Origin of the sequence: Methylocapsa palsarum (assembly GCF_900114285.1) — a bacterium.
Lineage (GTDB): Bacteria > Pseudomonadota > Alphaproteobacteria > Rhizobiales > Beijerinckiaceae > Methylocapsa > Methylocapsa palsarum.
Genome location: NZ_FOSN01000011.1, coordinates 116,195 through 134,196, shown reverse-complemented (window position 1 = coordinate 134,196; position 18,002 = coordinate 116,195). Strand labels below are relative to the sequence as shown.

13 protein-coding genes and 7 pseudogenes are annotated in these 18,002 nt (G+C 59.0%); 10 read left to right on the top strand and 10 right to left on the bottom strand.

Annotated features, from left to right (window positions below):
• Nucleotides 1-145: 145 nt before the first annotated feature.
• The 3 genes and pseudogenes from istB to BM177_RS13165 form a co-directional block, all read right to left on the bottom strand.
• Nucleotides 146-907 carry an IS21-like element helper ATPase IstB gene (istB, locus tag BM177_RS13175; RefSeq protein WP_091683185.1) on the bottom strand — a complete coding sequence of 254 codons (762 nt, stop codon included), beginning with the start codon at nt 905-907 and terminating at the stop codon, nt 146-148.
• 13 nt (nt 908-920) lie between these two features.
• Nucleotides 921-2,447: pseudogene (istA, locus tag BM177_RS13170) on the bottom strand (IS21 family transposase); the annotation flags it as partial.
• Nucleotides 2,448-2,625: 178 nt separating this feature from the next.
• Nucleotides 2,626-3,478 (bottom strand): annotated as a pseudogene (locus tag BM177_RS13165) (IS3 family transposase); the annotation flags it as partial.
• 216 nt (nt 3,479-3,694) lie between these two features.
• Between BM177_RS13165 and BM177_RS13160 the strand changes: the two are divergent.
• Nucleotides 3,695-4,687, top strand: a complete 993-nt coding sequence (locus tag BM177_RS13160) for an IS110 family RNA-guided transposase (RefSeq protein ID WP_244532304.1) — start codon at nt 3,695-3,697, stop codon at nt 4,685-4,687.
• A 357-nt stretch (nt 4,688-5,044) separates the two neighbouring features.
• On the opposite strand, the pseudogene BM177_RS13155 reads toward BM177_RS13160, so the two are convergent.
• Both BM177_RS13155 and BM177_RS13150 read right to left on the bottom strand, forming a co-directional pair.
• Nucleotides 5,045-5,317, bottom strand: a pseudogene (locus BM177_RS13155) (transposase); the annotation flags it as partial.
• Between the two features lie 365 nt (nt 5,318-5,682).
• A pseudogene (locus BM177_RS13150) lies at nt 5,683-6,445 on the bottom strand (IS5 family transposase).
• Between the two features lie 414 nt (nt 6,446-6,859).
• Between BM177_RS13150 and BM177_RS20370 the strand changes: the two are divergent.
• From BM177_RS20370 to BM177_RS13140, 3 genes are all read left to right on the top strand, one after another.
• Nucleotides 6,860-7,216 (top strand): cyclic nucleotide-binding domain-containing protein, encoded by a 357-nt coding sequence (locus BM177_RS20370; RefSeq protein WP_210185909.1) that lies wholly within the window; start codon nt 6,860-6,862, stop codon nt 7,214-7,216.
• Nucleotides 7,217-7,234: 18 nt separating this feature from the next.
• Entirely contained in the window at nt 7,235-7,495 is a 261-nt protein-coding gene (locus BM177_RS20365) for a Crp/Fnr family transcriptional regulator (RefSeq protein WP_210185908.1), read from the top strand.
• Nucleotides 7,496-7,671: 176 nt separating this feature from the next.
• The gene (locus BM177_RS13140) at nt 7,672-8,040 is read left to right on the top strand and encodes a response regulator (protein WP_091683182.1); all 369 of its coding nucleotides are present in this window, start codon (nt 7,672-7,674) and stop codon (nt 8,038-8,040) included.
• A gap of 332 nt (nt 8,041-8,372) precedes the next feature.
• On the opposite strand, the pseudogene BM177_RS20660 reads toward BM177_RS13140, so the two are convergent.
• From BM177_RS20660 to BM177_RS21140, 3 genes and pseudogenes are all read right to left on the bottom strand, one after another.
• Nucleotides 8,373-8,575: pseudogene (locus BM177_RS20660) on the bottom strand (IS481 family transposase); the annotation flags it as partial.
• Nucleotides 8,576-8,768: 193 nt separating this feature from the next.
• Nucleotides 8,769-8,924: a hypothetical protein gene (locus BM177_RS21145; protein ID WP_425284401.1), complete on the bottom strand. Its 156-nt coding sequence runs from the start codon at nt 8,922-8,924 to the stop codon at nt 8,769-8,771.
• Nucleotides 8,925-8,959: 35 nt separating this feature from the next.
• A pseudogene (locus BM177_RS21140) lies at nt 8,960-9,166 on the bottom strand (transposase); the annotation flags it as partial.
• A gap of 352 nt (nt 9,167-9,518) precedes the next feature.
• Here BM177_RS21140 and BM177_RS20655 point away from each other — a divergent pair.
• The 3 genes from BM177_RS20655 (at nt 9,519) to BM177_RS13120 (ending at nt 12,262) form a co-directional block, all read left to right on the top strand.
• Nucleotides 9,519-9,704 (top strand): hypothetical protein, encoded by a 186-nt coding sequence (locus BM177_RS20655; RefSeq protein ID WP_244532303.1) that lies wholly within the window; start codon nt 9,519-9,521, stop codon nt 9,702-9,704.
• Nucleotides 9,701-11,557: a DNA topoisomerase gene (locus tag BM177_RS13125; protein WP_244532302.1), complete on the top strand. Its 1,857-nt coding sequence runs from the start codon at nt 9,701-9,703 to the stop codon at nt 11,555-11,557. Before BM177_RS20655 ends, BM177_RS13125 begins: the two co-directional genes overlap by 4 nt.
• A 351-nt stretch (nt 11,558-11,908) precedes the next feature.
• Nucleotides 11,909-12,262 (top strand): hypothetical protein, encoded by a 354-nt coding sequence (locus tag BM177_RS13120; protein WP_091683177.1) that lies wholly within the window; start codon nt 11,909-11,911, stop codon nt 12,260-12,262.
• Nucleotides 12,263-12,342: 80 nt separating this feature from the next.
• Here BM177_RS13120 and BM177_RS13115 read toward each other — a convergent pair whose 3' ends face one another.
• Nucleotides 12,343-13,785 (bottom strand): IS4 family transposase, encoded by a 1,443-nt coding sequence (locus tag BM177_RS13115; RefSeq protein WP_091683175.1) that lies wholly within the window; start codon nt 13,783-13,785, stop codon nt 12,343-12,345.
• Between the two features lie 325 nt (nt 13,786-14,110).
• On the bottom strand, nt 14,111-14,377 hold the full coding sequence (locus tag BM177_RS20650) for a hypothetical protein (RefSeq protein WP_244532315.1): 267 nt from the start codon (nt 14,375-14,377) through the stop codon (nt 14,111-14,113).
• On the opposite strand from BM177_RS20650, the gene BM177_RS13110 reads away from it, so the two are divergent.
• The 3 genes and pseudogenes from BM177_RS13110 to BM177_RS13100 all read left to right on the top strand — a co-directional run bounded on the left by BM177_RS13110 (nt 14,327) and on the right by BM177_RS13100 (nt 17,179).
• On the top strand, nt 14,327-14,539 hold the full coding sequence (locus BM177_RS13110) for a hypothetical protein (protein ID WP_244532311.1): 213 nt from the start codon (nt 14,327-14,329) through the stop codon (nt 14,537-14,539). The genes BM177_RS20650 and BM177_RS13110 overlap by 51 nt on opposite strands.
• Nucleotides 14,540-14,914: 375 nt before the next feature.
• Nucleotides 14,915-15,689: pseudogene (gene tam, locus BM177_RS13105) on the top strand (trans-aconitate 2-methyltransferase).
• Nucleotides 15,690-16,207: 518 nt separating this feature from the next.
• Nucleotides 16,208-17,179 carry a LysR family transcriptional regulator gene (locus BM177_RS13100; RefSeq protein ID WP_244532301.1) on the top strand — a complete coding sequence of 324 codons (972 nt, stop codon included), beginning with the start codon at nt 16,208-16,210 and terminating at the stop codon, nt 17,177-17,179.
• Nucleotides 17,180-18,002 lie beyond the last annotated feature (823 nt).

The window sequence follows — 18,002 nt, the reverse complement described above, 5'->3', positions numbered from 1 at the left end:
CCGCAATCAAAGAATCAGGTGCGGATTCTGACGATGTCGCCCGTCTAAAACGGGATGATGCCGCCCAGGGATTCCTGGATGATGCCGCCCACCGTAACGGAATGATGCCGCCCGGTCGCGCGCCTTGCTGGCCGATGTTTTTTTGTCACTGACGATGGTGTCGGGTCAAGCCTTCTTTGGTTGCTTTGCGCGGGCGCATACTCTCGCCTGTCAGTTCGATGCGATGGGCGTTGTGGACGAGACGGTCCAGGATGGCGTCGGCGTAAGTCGGATCGCCGATGATTTCGTGCCAGCGGTCGACGGGAAGCTGCGACGTGATGACGGTCGATCGTTGGCCATAGCGCTCTTCGAGGACTTCCAGCGGATCGTGCCGGGCGGCGGCGTCGAGCGGCTCCAGCCCCCAATCGTCCAAGATCAGGAGATCGGCTCGGCCGAGGGAGCGCAGAAGGCGCGGATGGCGCCCGTCGCCGCGCGCCAGCGCGAGTTCCTCGAATAGCCTCGGTACGCGCTGGTAAAGGACAGAGCGGTTGTCGCGGCAAGCCTTGTTGCCGAGAGCCGAGGCCAACCAGCTTTTGCCGACGCCAGTGGCGCCAACCAAAGCCAAATTGTCGTGGGCGTCGATCCAGTCGCCGCCGACAAGCTTCTGGAAAACCGCGCGGTCAAGACCGCGCGGCGTGCGGTAGTCGATATCTTCGACGCAGGCCAGCTGGCGCAATTTGGCGATGCGCAGCCGCGCCGCAAAGCGCTTGTCCTGCCGCAAGGACGCCTCGCGGTCGAGCAGGAGGCCCAGCCATTCCGGATGGCCGAGCCCGTCGGCCTCGCCGTTGGCGGCGATTTCGACGAAGGCCTTGGCCATCCCGTGGAGACCAAGGACGTGAAGCTGGTCGAGGGTTGGATGTTTGAGCAAGTCGTCTCTCCTGATTGTAATAGCGCGGGCCACGGATGTTGGGATGGAGGATCGGCGCTGCGTCCGGGCACCGCTTCTGCGCAGGACGCCGATCGAGATTTTTGTCGAGGATGGATTTGACGGAAGCGTAGGTACGCGCGCCGATGTCGATGGCACGGTCGGCGGCGGCTTCCAGGCGGTTGGCGCCGAAGGGGCGCACCAGCCGGACGATGCCCAGACAAGCGCGAAAACCCTGTTCGGGATGCGAGCGCGCTTCGAGGATCAGTTCGCACAAAGCCGCAGTCGCCGGGCCGATCTGGCGTGCCTCAGTGCGGATGCGCTCGATCGTCCAGCCGGCATAACGCCGGTGGCTCGACGGCATGTGCTCGGCAACGGTGGTATGTCCGTGATTGCCGCTGGCGCGCAGATGCGCGGCGATCCGCTCGCCTTTCAGGAAGATTTCGATCGTCCGGACGGTCAGACGCGCTTCCACTTCGGCGCGGGCGAAGCGATGCGGCACACTGTAATAATGCGCGGCGACCTCGACGTGATAATCAATGCCGACGCGGCAGGTCCGCCATTCGCTGAACTCGTAAGGCTCGTCCGGCAAAGACTTGAGCGCCGGACGATCGATTTCCTCCAGCAATTGTCGGCGCGTCACGCCCAGCCGGCGGATCGGCCGCTCTTCGTTGAGATGCGTCATCAGATCCGCAATCGCCGCGTTGACCTCGGCAAGGCTGTAAAAGATTTTGTGGCGCAGCCCCCCGAGAAGCCAGCGCTCAACGATGAGCACGCCCTGCTCGACTTTCGCTTTGTCCCTCGGCTTTCTGGGCCTTGCCGGCAAAATGGCGGCGCCGCAATGCGCCGCCATTTCGGCGTAGGTGCGGTTGATCCGCGGATCATAATGACAGTCTTTGATGACGGCGGTCTTGGTGTTGTCGGGCACGAGCAGTTGCGGAACGCCGCCGATCGCCGCCAAGGCGTGGATATGGGAGTCGATCCAGTGGGGCAGCGCCTGCGTCCAGCCTGCGTGCGCGAAAGTGAAGCTCGATGCGCCAAGCACCGCGACGAAGATTTGCGCCTTGCGCAATTCCCCGGTCAGCCGGTCGATCACCACCGGTACGCCGTTGCCGGCGTAATCGACGAACAGCCGCTCGCCGGCCGCGTGTGTCTGCCGCATCGTCGGCGACAGCTTCGATTCAAAGCCGCGATAGAGTTCGCAAAACCGCGAATAGCTGTAACCGACGGGATTGATAGCGATATATTCGTCCCGGACGATCATCAACGTGACGTGCTTGCGCTTCAGCTCCTGGTGGACCGCAGGCCAATCCGGTTCGCGGTGGCGGCGATGCCCACGTTTGCTGCAGCGATTGGCGTAAAGCGCCGCCTCCAGGTCGCTGTCGCTCATGTCCTCCAGCGATGGCCAAGCCAGCCCGGCGCCATCCAGGCGCTTCAATGTCTCTCGAACCGTCGAAGGCGCAAGGCCAAGACGCCGCGCGATCTCCCGCGTCGGGACGCTGGCTGAAAACTTCAAACGAATGATCTCGCGCGCCTGGCGCATCGCAACTCTTTCCGCCGGCATTGTCGCTCCCTGAGGCGGCCAAAGGCGCAAGCTTAACTGGACAGCGGAGGCGCTCGTGCCGTTCAGACCCCAGACGGGATTATCCCGTCCCGGTGGGCGGCATCATCTCGTAATGGGTGGGCGGCATCATTCCGTTATGGTGGGCGACATCATCTCGTTATGATGGGCGGCTTCGCCAGGAATCAGCAGTCTGCCGGTCAAGGCTGGAATGTGGTCTCCTGGAATTATAAAAACGAAGGTAACTTGCTATTGAGGCGCGTGCTTCCGCCACCGTCTCGTAAGCTTTGAGGTAGACCTCCTCGTATTTGACGGATCGCCAAAGCCTTTCGACAAAGACATTGTCGCGCGATGAGCCCTTGCCGTCTATGCTGATGGCGCCGCCGGCTTTGAGGAGAACGTCCGTGAAAGCCGCGCCGGTGAAAGTCGACCCCTGGTTCGTGTTGAAGATCTCCGGCCGATCATGTTTTTCTAACGCCTCCTCAAGCGCTTCGACGCAGAAGTCGGCCTCCATCGTGATCGACACGCGATGAGAAAGCACGCGCCTTCTGAACCAGTCGACGACGGCGGCGATAGACGAAGCCGCGCGCCATCGGGATGTAGGTTATGTCCATGGCCCAGACGTGATCGGGCCGGACGACCTTCGTCCTGCGCAGCAAATATGGATATATTTTATGCCCCGGCGCCGGCTTGCTCGTGTTCGGCTTGCGATAAATTGCTTCGATGCCCATGCGCTTCATCAGCGTAGCGACATGCCGGCGGCCGACTTCGACGCCTTCGGCGTTCAGGAGATCGCGCAGCATCCGGCTACCCACAAACGGAAAGTCGAGATGCAATTCATCCATGCGGCGCATGATGACGAGATCGGCCCCGGACGCAGGCTGAGGCAGATAATAGACGCTGCCTCGGCTGATCCCGAGCGCCTTCGCCTGCTTGGCGATCGGCAGATCGTGAGAACGGTCGATCATCGCTTTGCGCTCAGCATGCCGGCCTTGCTGAGCGCGCCTCCCAAAAAGATGCTATGAGCGCGGCTGGTTGATGCGCTTGACTCGGTCGTGTTTCTCGCCGGGAGAGCGACCATTTTCGATAAAATACACAGCGAACCAATGCCGACGGTCTACGCGGCGATCGAGCTCAGCAAGAAGACCTGGGTCGTCGACATTCTTCGGCCCGGGAAAGTTCAACCGAGCCTTCACCGCATCAAGGGCTGCTCGTTTGCCTAACTCCTAATGCGATTGCGCGCCGCCTCGAACGGCGAACGTCTGCTCGTCTCCTACGAGGCGGGATACGACGGGTTTTGGTTAGCGCGATCGTTGGTGGCGGACGGCATCGACTGCCGTGTTCTCGATCCCGCCAGTCTTCAGGTTAACCGACGCGCACGGCGCGTCAAGACGGACCGGATCGACGTGTTGATGCTGCTGAGAGCCTTGATCGCGATTGACCGCGGCGAGCGGCACGTCTGCGCCATCGTGAACGTGCCGAGCATTGAGGAAGAGGATGGGCGACGTTCGCATAGGGAACGCCAGCGATTGGTCCGGGAGCGCACCGCGCATATCAATCGAATCAAGGGGCTTCTCTTTGGGCAGGGTATTCGCGGCGTCGAGCCAGCTCGCCGGAAGCGTATCGATTTTTCACTCCTCCGTACCGGCGAGGGCCAGCCGCTGGCAGATCGACTAAAGGCCGAACTCGAACGCGAATACGTCCGGCTCGATCTCATCGACACGCAATTGCGCGCCGTCGAAGCCGAACGCGACACCGCAGACACGCAGGACGCGGCAGTCGAGCCCATACGCAACATGCTGCTTCAATTGCGCGGCATCGGATCGGCAAGCGCTGCGATCCTTGCGCGGGAGATTTTCGGACGATCTTTCGCCAATCGGAGGCAATTGGGGTCCTGCCTCGGCTTGACGCCAAGCGCCTACGACAGCGGATCAGTCACGAGATGCCAGGGCATTTCCAAAGCCGGCAACAGTCTTGCGCGGCGCGTCATGATCGAGGTCGCGTGGCTGTGGCGCAAATATCAACCGGCGAGCGCTCTCGCCAAATGGTATGATGGGCGCGCCGCGGGGCAATCACCGCGGATCCGGCGGATCATGCTCATCGCACTTGCGCGGAAGCTGATTGTGGCTCTCTGGCGCTACGTCGAAATCGGCCTCATTCCGGAAGGCGCCGAGAATGGCGCACCGGGGAAGGCCGGCCTCTCAGCTAGGGCTGCGGCATAAGATAGATTTAACGAGTTCCCTGGCCGCGCCGCGGTCCGGGGAGCGGGCGGCGCGCGTTCGTGGATACGATTGGCGCTATAAGCGCCAGCAAAAAGTGTGAACCCGCCACCTTGACGCATTGGTCGTGTATGCAGGATTGTGGCAAGCCGTCACGGAGCTGCAGGATATAAGTTGATGCGCCAGGCGCACGTACGCACGAAAATTCGTCGATCCCGCTACCGTTCGATCGAGACGAGGCGCCGTCGGGCTCCGCTATGCGCGGAGCTCCGCCCGCCGGCTCACCTTGAAACCAACGCCAGATACTGAAGAAACGTTACGGATGGAGAACAAAATGACCTGATCCTGCTTGACAGGTGATCGCTCATATAAATCATTCTCCAGCGTCAGCTCGCCGATCTTGGCGTGAAGGGATTTCAAATCGACGGTTGGCGCAGGGGATTCGGAGCGAATCTCTGATCCGAATACGCCGGCCGCCCCTTCGAGCAGCTGCGCCTTCCATTGTGTGATCTGGCTTGGATGGACATCAAATTGCTGGGCCAGTTCGGCCAGCGTCTTTTCGCCCTTGATCGCGGCCAAGGCCACCTTCGCCTTGAAGGCCGGTGCGTGGTTCCGGCGGGGTCGTTTGCTCATCGTCTCTCCTGCGCTGCGGCCATCTTGGCCGCGATCAGGCAGAAACTCCACTTATCCAATTGCCCAAATTCGTCGGGCCAGCTCTCGCTTCACAGGCCGCAACGCCTCCTGGCTTAAAGCGCGCTCGGCCAACGCTCGCGATTTACTACCGCCTGCAACGCCCGCTTGATCTGAGCCGGAAAAAACGGCTTCGGAATAAAGGAGCGCTGTGAAGTTCAAAGGGGAGATCAGACTGGCGGGAGCCGGATAAAAACGTAAACGGCACATGCTTGCGTTCAAGAAGGCGCGCGATTTCGTAGGTTTTTCCGTCGGTGACGTCTATATCTAGGAAAGCAAAATCGAGATCATCTAGGATCTGTGGACATTTACCTGAGCCATAGGATTGTGGCGGCGTGAGCGATGACGGCGTGATAGTTTCGCACCGTCTTTTCGTATCTGGTGGCGACGCGTCGGAACTGTTTGAGTTTGCTGAAGCAGCATTCAACGAGGTGGCGCTGGGCGTAGAGATGCTTATCCAGCGGGTGTTTTTGGGCGCGCGAGGGATTGTTGGGTATGACGGCGATCGCGCCCTTGTCGGCGATCGCCTGACGGAAGTGGTCGGCGTCGTAGGCGGTGTCCGCCATGACCGCCTGGGCGGGCAGGCCTTCGATCAATGGCCCAGCCTGGGGCGCGTCGCTTTCTGGCCGGCGGTCAGGATGAAGCGCACGGGGCAGCCTAAACCACGAACAGCCAAATGGATTTTGGTGCTCAGGCCGCCGCGCGAACGGCCAATGGCCTGATCTTCAGACCCCCTTTTTTAGCCCCCGCCGCATGCTGGTGGGCGCGAACGATGGTGGAGTCGACGATCAGATATTCAAAGTCGGGATCATCCGACATCGCCGCGAAGATGCGCTGCCAGACGCCCTTGTGGCTCCAGCGGCTGAAGCGGCGAAAGACGCTGTTCCACTCGCCAAACGCCTCGGGCAGATCGCGCCCGGGCGAGCCCGTCCGCACGATCCACAGCACCGCTTCCACGAACATCCGGTTGTCGCGGCTAGATGATCCGCGCGTCCGATCGTCACCGATGATGTGGCGCGACACCCGCTCCCACTGATCATCCCGGAGAATAAGACGGTCGAGAACACTCATGACTGCCTTCCAAAAGACAGCCTTGAATCACAACCAGGCGCTCTTGGGAATCCCAAGAGTCCACGCTTCCTAGAGCCTTCTTGGCCCCGGCAACCGAGCCCTCGATCAAGACCGAGGCGGGGACGACTAGCGCGATCATGTCCTCCAAATCGAGGGCTATCAAAGTTTAATCCTCCACGATGAGAATGCGAAGAGGCTTCATGAATGCCGACTTTACGGTTCGGGCGGTGATAGGTGAGACGTAACTTCTGAGAAACAAGAAAGTTTCTCCCGCTAAGTCGGATATCCGACAGACTCTGCCTTATTCGTAGCTTATATCGATTCAGCGATTCCCGTGGAGGCGCTTCATCGGCGCGCCAGCCATTTCATCCCTGCGGTTATTTGGACCCACCGGTCGGGCAGGGAAAAAGGGCTATGTCATTAGAACGCTCAAGTGGGGGCAGACGGAACTGCCTGCTCGCCGCACTCGCACCGGCGGATCAATCTCTTTTAGCGCTTCACTCCAAAGAGCTGTCATTTGAACTTGGGACACTCCTGCAAGAGGCCGGCTCGCCCGTTGAGTTCGTCTATTTTCCTCACGAGGGCATGATTTCGCTCCTGGCCGTGATGTCGGATGGCCAAGGAATCGAGACCGCGACGGTCGGAAACGAAGGCGTGGTTGGAGCCATGGCCGGGTTTGGCGTCGGCCAAGGTTTTGCGCGGGCGGTCGTCCAAGCGCCGCTGGTGGCATCGCGCAGTGAGGGCGCGGCGTTCCAGGTGGCGGTTCAGTAAAGCGAGGGCATCAGAAACTTGACGGCAAGGTACAGCGAAGCGCTCCTCGCGCAGGTGCAGCAGACGGCGGCCTGCAACGCTCTTCACGCCGTGGAGGCCCGCTTAGCGCGATGGCTGCTGCAAACCCGCGATCGGATTGATAGCGATGTCCTGCCGCTAACCCAGGAATTTCTGTCGCAAATGCTGGGCGTCCGGCGCACGACGGTGACCTTGGTCGCCAAGCAGCTTGAACAGGCCGGGGTTATTCAAAATCGGCGAGGGCCGCATCGTTGTGCTTGACCGCAAGGGGCTCGAGGCCCTCGCGTGCGAGTGCTACGGCATCGCGAACGGCTGAACGCGACTCTGCCTTGAGCATTTCAATTATTTGCCACTTATGTCGGAGACCGAACAGGCAGCTGAACGGGTTCAGGTAGTTTTAGTGCGCTGATGTTGATGAAAACAAATCAGGGCGCACTATGCATCTCATCCCTCGAATCGTCGAAAATCGCGCTACCGCCGATTCAGGAAAAGCTGTGCTTGAAGGTAAATCGGTGCTCCTTGTTGAGGAGGAAGTGTTTATCGCGACGAACATCGAAAACTGCCTGTTGGACGCGGGCGCGGCCCATGTCGAAATTGCTAATTCCTCAACGTCTGCAAAACGCGCACTCGACAAGACCAAATATGACGCCGCAGTTGTTGATCTCCGCCTTGCGAACGGCATCGCCAATTCTCTCATCGAGCGTTTATACGAAGGAAGAATACTTTTTGTTATAACAACGGGCTACGATATCGAGCAATGTCGGCCTGCGTTTGATAAATTCGTTTTGCGTCAAAACCTTATATGAAGTGCGATTTAATCAAAGCTATGATGCAATGTGGAGTGACCGCCCCCTAGAGCGCAGGTCGATTTCGTCGCGCTCAATCTCTGGCCCACTAATAACAGTTGACATTCGTAGACCGCCGCCACATTGTTGCCGCATTGCAGCACGCATAAATTTATCAGCTAGGCTAGCGCGCTGCAGAGCGCTGGTTTCGTTCATATTTCCCCGGATCAAGCCTGCCCGCCTGCTTAAGAAAGCAACCTTAAATCACCGATAACGCTTCGGCGGAATCTTATTTGTAAACGGATCCCTAACATTGAAAATGGATCGCCCTGCGCGGGCTGGCCAGCTTCATAAGTGGTGAGATCGTGCCGGTTCCAGATCGAGCGGAATCCGTAATCTCCAAAAGCTCGTTCGAGATGCGAACCTGACCCCAGGCGGGCTGATCGATGGCGAGCGCAACGACGGCAGCCTCGATCTCTGGCGCCACCAGGTTCCTCTAGATCGGTTTGCGTCTTGATATTTCTTGCGGGGCAATTTCTCCGCCCTTGTCGTAGAGCCGAACAGGACAGTATGTCCGAGCACTGGCCTGACCTTTCAAAGTTTCATCAAACTTTCAAAATCAACGGCGCGGTGTCGAGGGTTTGGTTTCTAGGAGGTTGTCAACTGCTTGGCGAGGACGTCGATGCATGTGCCCGCTCCAGCAGAGTTTGCATGTTGTCGCCTCCCTCTAAGCGTCGCTGGATGACACTTCAGTGGCAGGTCACCGCGCCGCCGATGCTGACGGTTACAAGCAACGGCCCCGACGGCGTCTGGAAGGGCTCCGCCGCCACGGCGTGGTGCAGCCGCTGCGCAAGCGCCGTTGCATGGCGCAGTGTCGCACAGACCGCAAAATCCTCGCCGGCCATGCGGCCGAGACTATCCGATCAGGTTGTCGGCAAACGCCGTCCCTCTGGAATTTGCGGAATATGTTGTAGACGGTAGAGCGCGGCGGGAAATCCGTCGCGAGAAAGATAACGCCGCGGGCAGCCCGTGCGCAGAGGTAAAGAATGGCGTCCACTGCCTCCCGCATGATGGTCTTGCGCGGCCGCCCGCCGGGCTTGGCCGCTGGAATCAACGGCTCCAAACGCGCCCATTCGCCATCCGTCATGTAGCTCGGATAACGCCCGCCAACACGCTCGCAAGTCTTTCGATGCTCCTTTGTCCACATTCCGAATCACGCTCCGATGCTTCGGAATCCCGAGAGTCATGCAACCAGCGCGAGCGCAACAATCTTTTGGGTCAGGCTCTCAGCCCAAATGTCCGAGGGAACCGTGTCACCGATCCACGATCGCGCGTTTCTCGTCCAAGACCTCACGCCCAATGTCGTCGTTAAAATCGCTTCAGGTTCACGCCTGGAGGTTGCTTTTCGATCCCAAGCTTGCCTGTACTGCGCCAATTTGTTCTTTCTTCGTTCTCGGCGATCGGCTAGGCTGAAACAGGCATCCGATTCGGCGTGAGCCATGGCGACTTTGATCATTACGGAAAAGGCCAGCCAAGCGCGGGATCTCCGCGCGGCGCTTGGCGCGCGGTATGGCCAAATCCTTCCCGCCGAAGGGCATCTCCTGCGTCTCGCCGAGCCCGAGGAGGTCAATAGCGCCTGGAAGACCTGGTCCTGGCGACCGATTGCGATCGGGAAGGCCAGATGATCGGGCAGGAAATCCTCGACCATGTCGGGTATCGCGGCCGGGTGCAGCGGGCTCTGTTCACGGCGCAAGATCCAAAGACGCTGCAGCAAGCCTTCGCCCAGCTGAAGCGAAACGCGGAGATGCGTCCGCTTTATGAGGCGGCGGTGGCGCGCCAGCAGGCTGACCAGATCTTCAATCTTTCGCTCACCCGGACCGCGACGAAAACTTTGCTCGCGCCTGGGGTTCGCGGCGTGATCGGCGTTGGCCGGGTCAAAACGCCGATGCTGTCCATTGTCTGCCTGCGCGAGCTGGAAATCCGCAACTTCCGGCCCGAGGATTATTTTGAGGTTCTCGCTGCCGCGACTGTCGCGGGCGGCAGCTTCCTGATGCGCTGCGCCTCTCCCGCCAAAACGAGGTTCAAGGAGCGCCTTCGCGCCGAAGCGATCGCAAAGGCCGCGGCCGGACATCAGGGGCCGCTATCGGTTGCGGTCGACGAAAAGCGGCAGGCGCCGCCGCGCCTGTTCGATCTTCCGTCCTTGCAGAAGACCTGCGGCCAGCGCTGGGGCTGGACGGCCGACAAGACGCTTTCCGTGGCGCAGGAGCTCTATGACGGCGAGGGCAAGAAGCTGATCACCTATCCGCGCGCGGAAGCTCGCTCCCTGACCGAAAATCAGATCATCGACGCGCCGGCGATTGTCGCCGCGTTGACTGGGCTGCGCGGTTTCGCTCACCTCGAAATCGCCCCGCCGGTGATCCGCCGCGGCAAGTCCGGCCATTTCTGCGACAAGGCTCTCGAGGGCGTGTCACATCATGCCGTCGTTCCCAATGTCGTTGTTCTGGAGGATCTCCAAACCCCTCTGACGCGCCTAAGCGAGGACGAGAAGCGGCTGTTCGCGCTCATCTGCCGCTCCTATTTGGCGGCCGTGATGCCGGATTACGAATATCGGCAGACCGTCGTCACTCTATCGGTTCCGGTTCCCGAGAGCGGCCCGGCGGAATTCCGGGCTGTCGGGCGCATTCCCTTGCGGCTCGGCTGGAAGGCCGTTTATCAGGCGGTTGATCCGGACAGTGAGGCTGAGGACGAGCAAACGTTGCCATCGCTTGGCGACGGCGAGACCGCCGTCCTGTCCGACGCCAGGGTCGAAGCGAAAAGAACCCAGCCGCCGTCCCGCTACAATGAGGGCACGCTGGTGGACGCCATGCAAAACGCCTGGCGCTTCGTCGAAGATCCAGCCCTTCGCGAACGGCTCAAGGAGGCCAAGGGCATCGGCACTCCCGCGACCCGGGCTGAAATCATCAAGGGCTTGAAGCGTCAGAACTTGTTGGCCGCGGACGGCAAGCTGGTGCTGCCGACCCCAGCGGGACTTCAGCTCTTCGAGCTTTTGCGCGGCGCGGCGCCAGCGCTTGTCGATCCCGGGACGACGGCTTTATGGGAAATGCGGCTGGACGAGGTCGTCACCGGGAAAGCCGACTTTCGCGCAGTGATCGACGGCATCGCAGAAGCGGCCGTCGAGTTGATCGAGGCTTTGCTCGGACCATCGAGCGGAATGCTCGATTTGACGCTTCCCGCGCCGGCGCTTCGACCGGACCGTCGACGGCCTGGCGGACAAGGCGCCCGACCCGCCGCAATGAAGGAGGCTAAGCCGGTCCGGCGCCGTCGCGCGACGAAGGCTGAACCGGCGCCGACGAGGAAGCCCAAGACGTCTTCCAACCCCGTTTTCGATATGGAGGTTACGGCGGGCGCGGCGGCGCCGACCGCCAAAATGGTCGCCTACGCGCAAAGCCTAGCGCGTGACAAAAACGTTCCTCTGCCTGCGGGCTATGACCGCGATTTCAAGGCGTGCCGCCGGTTTCTCGACGAGAAAGCGCGGTAGAAAGCCATTGCTTCTGCCTGTCGGCCGAAAATTCATGTGTGCGTCTGAGCGCGTCGTCCTTTTGGCGGGGACTTTTGATGCTGTCCTTTGAATTGAACCAAGTCTAATCCAGGACGTCCTTACGAAATTTTGACGCAGGCGCTGCGGGTCCATCGGCAGCTTTCGAAGTCAATTGCTATCATCATATCCAGCGCATCCGGCTTTTGGAGGAGGCATCAGCTGAGCATGGCATGGCGGCCAATGCCCGGTCCGTTTAAATTCTGCGGGAAATCGGCCAATCCAGCCATTAAAGCGTTCAAGTCACTCGAGACGTCACCATGGGCGCGAACAAATTAACCAAAAGGAGTCCACATGGCCAGCGATCAGCAGAAATTTCTTGTCCTGTTTCTCATCCCGGCAGCCGTCATGGACGGCTGGGCGCAGACCGATCCGGCGGAAAAGAAAGCCGGCGAAGAGAAGCTCAAAGGCGAATGGGATCGCTGGATGAACGAGCATTCCTCGATGATCCTCAGCACGGAGGCGGCGGGCAAGACCAAGCGCGTCACATCCGGAGGCGTCGCCGACGCCAGGAACGACATCATCATCGCCTCCATCGTCCAGGCGGACTCGCACGACGCGGCGGCCAAGGCGTTCGAAAACCACCCGCACTTCCAGATCCCGCAGGCGTCGATCGAAATCATGCCGCTCAAGCAGATGGGCGGGTAGGATCGCCGCGGCCCAAAGCGCACAATCGCCGACAAGAAACATTTCCCATAAATTCGGTACCCGATTCACTAATCTTGCGATTACCCACATCTCGGCCTGCTGTTCATTTCTGCGCCGAGGTGAATGTCGGCTAGCCGGCGTAAGCCTCGCCAGACGACAGTGTTTCCGGGTGGAGGGTCGGACGCCCTCGCCAGGTAACCCCCGAGGCGGGCAAGCATCGTCAGATAAAATTGAAGAGTGTTCTGTTTTGCGCCTCGGTTTCCGGAATTGCTGACGAGCTGGTTAAGTATTTTGATCTCTGGGGGCGTCAGCGCAATTGTTGGTGGAGCGTCCGGGGCCGCGCGAGCCATCATGGTCAACCACATCACTCGCCAGCTTACGATGCAGAACACGGCGACCAAATTCGCCAACCGATCCGCCGCCCGCAACTTGGCGTCTTCGGCGCGGCAGCCCGACTTCAAGATTTTGTGGAAGACCTCAATCTTCCAACGCGTAGCGTACCATCGGATCTTTTCAACGGCTTGTTCGAAGCTTCGCACATCGAAATCGGTCAGCAGCTTCCAGACTATTGGCTTGCGCCCCGACGGCGCGTTGATTTCGGTTGCGTGGATTACGCTCAGCTCGAGCGAAGGGTAACGCTTCTGCTTTCCGATAGGCGGCAAAACAATAACCCGCTTGAATCGGACATCCAGGGAGGCGTGGCTTATCTCGTCCTGATCACCGCGAACCTCGATCTGAAGAACTCCGGCGCTTGGCGCCGCCTGCATTTCTACGGACACCGTATGGTCGCCATCGCCAGCAAGGCGGTTCACAACCGTTCGCACAACAAAATGCGTGCCAAGGTCCTTGGTCAGACAATAGAGTTCGTAGATGTCGCTTTCTCTGTCTTCTACGTGGATGCACCGCTCGGGGCGGCCGAGCAGATCAACTGATTGACGAAGATTTTCTAGCCAGCGAACGCTCTCCTTCTTCTCGATGGGGACGCGCGTTGGATTGATTTTCCTCTTGAGCTGCGCGGTCCCCTTGAACTTTTCTCGGTTCCAGAATTTGACCGCCGCCAATCCGAGCGGCAGCCCCTCCGGGGTTACGGCGAGGCTCGAATGCATTAGGATGCCGCAAACCGCATGATGACGAAGCCGCCCATCCTGGTCACGACCGCTGTTCACGCTTTTGGTGAAGCCGATCGCATGCGGGTCGCGGCGCTGGTAGGTGAACTCCGTGGTGTCTTGCAAAATCAAAATGGGCCCGTCGCTTTCGTCGTAACGGCCGCGAGTAGCCGCAAAATGGCCATTGAGGATTTGGCCTTCCTGCACCCTTGGGTTCGAGAAAAATCGATAGGCGGCTTTGGTGTTGCTCCAATCCTGGCAGGCAAAGGGAATGCTGCCGCCCATCCCTTCGCTCAATCGGCGGAGCAGATCGCCAAACCGCCGACCGAGTCGGGCGTCCTTGAACGCCCCGACATCGACTTCGCGCCATGACCAATGGCTGGCGTCCGCAGCCTGCTCGCCGTTCCGTGCCGACATTTCGCACCGCAATCAAAGAATCAGGTGCTCGACACAGAATCACAACCGATTCTTTCGATTCAAGAATTTTCAGTCCGGGAGTCCCAAAAGAGTCAAAGACTTTGTGGGTAATCGCAAGTTCACTAATGTGCGCACATTCGCAGCCTCGATCGACCTTTACGAAAGGACCTTCAAGCTTGAGCGTGATTTGTTCACGCCCGGCCAGCAATAAGCGAACTTCAAGGGTGACAGTCAACCTGCGATCACCCCGTAATTCTCTCAAGTAAAACGGAAGCGGCCGTCGATGCGTTGATCAGTCCTAACCTGGCAAAACCGGCCTGTAGCCCTATGATAGAGCACCACTCGAACTGTGGAAAGGATCCAAGATGCGCCCGCCGACTCGACGTTTTTGGTTCGCGGCCGCTTTTGTGATCGCTTCGAAAACTGACGCCTTGGCTTTCGATGCGCGCTTCTCATGGTCAGGGATAAGCGCGTGCGGCAAAATCTCGCCAGCCTTCACAATACACGGCGCGCCAAAGGCACGGAAAGCCTGCATTTTACCATGGCCGACAAAGACGCGCCGAACTTTCAGCATGGCGGCGGCAGCGTTCATTACCGGGCGGGCGGATATGTGCCGGAGGGCGCCATCGATTACATAGGGCCTTGCCCGCCAGCCGGCGCAGTCCATCGCTATGTCTGGACTATCGAAGCTTGGGACAAAAGCGGAAAGCGAGCGGGTCGCACGACTGCCGAAAGCAGCTTCCAATCGCCTTGAGCTTACTTTTGAGAAAGTTCACTTTGAAGGTTTGCTCAATGTCACGCTGTTCGATTAAGGCAATGACACAGTTGCAGAATCCGGCGCCGTTGGAGTTTTGGAATGTCATCGCAGGAGAAACCTGGGGCGCAATGCCGGAAACAGCTCGGCCGACAGATTGAGCCGCTGGGCCTCGAAGCCAAATTGGCGTCGCATATGGACTGGCGAGCGGGTCTATAAAATGACGTTGCTCGCAACCTGGAAGTGCTCGAATTCTGGATTTCAACAAGGCCTCACAGAACATGTTGCATCGTTGCGGCCAAATGCGAGAAGATACGACTAGAGCGCGCTTTAAAATGGAGATCTGCCACGGCAGACGATGTCCGGAGAGTTCGTGTGGGAGATTGGGACGCCGCACAATACTTAAAGTTCGAAGAGGAACGGACGCGACCAGCAATCGATCTCCTGGCCCATGTGAGCATCGGGGATCCATGGACGTGTGTGGACATCGGGTGTGGACCCGGGAACAGCACGGAACTTCTGGTTAAACGGTTTCCCGCGGCGAGCATTACGGGCCTGGATCGATCACCCGATATGCTAGCCGCCGCGAAGCTCAGATTGCCACGTGTGAACTTCGAACTGATGGATCTCAACAAGTGGAAACCGCAGTGTCGTTACGACGTCATCTTCGCGAACGCCATTCTGCAATGGATGCCTGACCATGAAGTCCTTTTTCCCCGTCTGATGTCGCTTCTTGCGCCCGGCGGCTGCCTCTCCGCGCAAATGCCGGACAATCTTCAGGAGCCGGCGCACGCGCTGATGCGCATGATCGCGGCCGAGGGGCCCTGGCGGGCGAAACCTCATGCCGATCGCCAAGTCCCGGACGAGGATCGGCCCGATCGAGGAGTACTACGGGCTGCTCGCGTCTAGCTCCCGCTCTATTGAACTATGGCACACAACCTATGTTCATGCACTTGAGAACGCGTCAAAAGTCGTGGAATGGATGATGGGCTCAGGACTAAGGCCTTTTTTGGCTCCGCTTAATCAGGACGAGCGTCAGCAGTTCCTCGAAGAATATGAAGCCCAAATACTCACCGCTTATCCGCCGCAAATAGACGGACATGTCCTTCTTCACTTTCCAAGACTTTTTATCGTTGTCCAACTCATGTGAAGCAAGCAGCGACAGCAAGGTATCGGCCCCCGACCTTCCAAGCAGAAGCTCGAGACCGATCTCCTGCGTCAGCCAGTTGGCTGGATTCAGGTCTTTAGAGCCTTCGCCTCGGAGTCGATGATTGCGAGTTTGGGGCCTGTCTCTCTGGGGGCTTCGAGGGCCGCGACATTAAGCGCCTCGACGATGCGCTCCAACGCGGCGCCCGATCCCAGCGCGGAGAATAAAGTGCGTCCCGCACTGTGGCCGCAGACCTTTCTGCAAAACCCGCCGCATACATCGCTATTAGGGGGCTCCGCGTCAATTCCCTTTCCCTGCTGTTAATAATCTAAGAAATAGGCGCGCTTCGCCTGGGCGGGGGTCAAATAGAAATGCTCGCCTTCTCGATACGATGCATTTCCGGTCAAAACTTCGAACTCGCACATGGGGTTGGATGACCGAGGCTCGCAGCGCGCCACCGCCGGCCCTTTTCCGATAAACCGGACACTTTTCGGTAAGCGATTCAAAGATACGTCCCGCTCTTGATCATCACGCGCTGGGGAGCAAACGCGGGCATTGCCAGTCATCATATGTCTCATAATCGAGGAGTTCCGCGCATATTAATCCTCCTGCTTCATTCTGGAATCAAATTGTCATTTGCGATCGGATCATGCATTTTGTGCATTATGGAGTTGCAGTGGATCGAAGACTTTCTCGCTCTTTGCCAGACGCGGAATTTTACCCGCGCGGCTGAGGCGGTTTGTACGACGCAGTCGGCTTACAGTCGCCGTGTGCAGAGGCTAGAGGAATGGCTTGGCGCGCCTTTGTTTGATCGCGAGTCGCGGCCCGTAAGTCTTACGGCTGCTGGAGAGGAATTTCTAACCCGCGCCTATCGTCTGCGTGAAGAAATCTTCGACGCCCGCCGCGCGGTGTTGAGCGTGTCGAGCCACTTCAAGAAAACCCTGCGCATTTACACGACCAATACTCTTGCCGCTACGTTCCTTTCGTCGTGGCTGGTTGAAAACAAGCTGGAGAATTACTCGCTGATCGTCGCGTCCATAGCCGGCTGTCTCGAGGCGGTTAAGCGCAAGCATGCCGATATGAGCCTGATTCCCCATTTTGACGGCCAAGAAACTTTACTCGGCCTGCAGGCGCAGGAGATTGGCCAAGATCGTTTGATCCTTGTGACGGCTCCGAAGCAAAGGCGCGCGGTGGTGCTGACCAATGGTAAACTGAGCGGATCCGTGATGGCGTATACGCCTGGGACGACCTACGGCATGCGGATCGCGACGATGCTCGCTCAGCATCGCATCTCCATTCAGGATTTGCCATCATGCGAAAGCGCATCGGCGGAAGCCCTTCTCGCGCAAGTCAAGGCTGGGCTGGGGTCCGCATGGATTCCTGAACTTCTATTGCGCGGCAGCAAAGTCGGACGATGTGCTGTACCGAGCTTCTTCGACATCCCCTACAAGATCATGCTGGTCAAACCGTCCCAAGACAGCCATACGGGATAGAGGTTTGCCGTCGAACGCAACCACGGTCGTTAATTCTGTTTGGGGCGCTCCTCTGAGTCATAATTTTGGCCTTCGGAACATTTTGGCGCCGACACGGCAAAATGGGGAGACTGGCCATCGCAGACTCTATGTGGGTGTTCGATGGAGCGGCGGCAGACTCGATATCGATGCGGAAACCGTCTAATCGGAGCTGGATCCAGCGCAGACAACGCCAACGACAGAGGCGAGGCTCTTGAGCGGACTCATCATTTTGAAATCGACGACTCGGTCAGCGCCACAAACAATGAAATCTACTGGAAGACGGAGAGCCTGTAGCCGTCGATGCATCCGGCATCGCGGGAAATACGGTGATCTTCGTTAAGTCAATGTTGGGCCCCGGCGCATTTGAGCGGCAGCGGGGCCCTGCTTCGCTTGCGAAGCAATCTGTGATGTAGGCAGAATCAGTATGCGAGGATGCGAGCGCTTGGCCTTCACGCTCGCGATCGCATGAAGTTTTTAAATTGTCGGAGACAGCGTTTCGGCCTGGCATTTGAGGCTTTCACGCTGCCTTGACCCCGAGCTTCTCGGGGTCAGTCAGACTGTTCCGGTGGAGTCATAGCTCCTCCATTGTCGTGGCGTCGACGCTGTTTCAAAGGATGGCGCCTCCTGCTTCCACTCCCGGCTCTAGCGTTTGAAAGCCAGCTCTTGCGCTTGGAGGAGGCCGCCTCTTGCGCTCGGCGGGAAGCCAGCTGTCGCGCTTTGAAGTCGGTCTTTTGCTTGGAAGCAAGCGGATGATTTGCCTCTTTCGTGGATGTGTCAAATTTTTCTCGCGCCGCTCAGATTC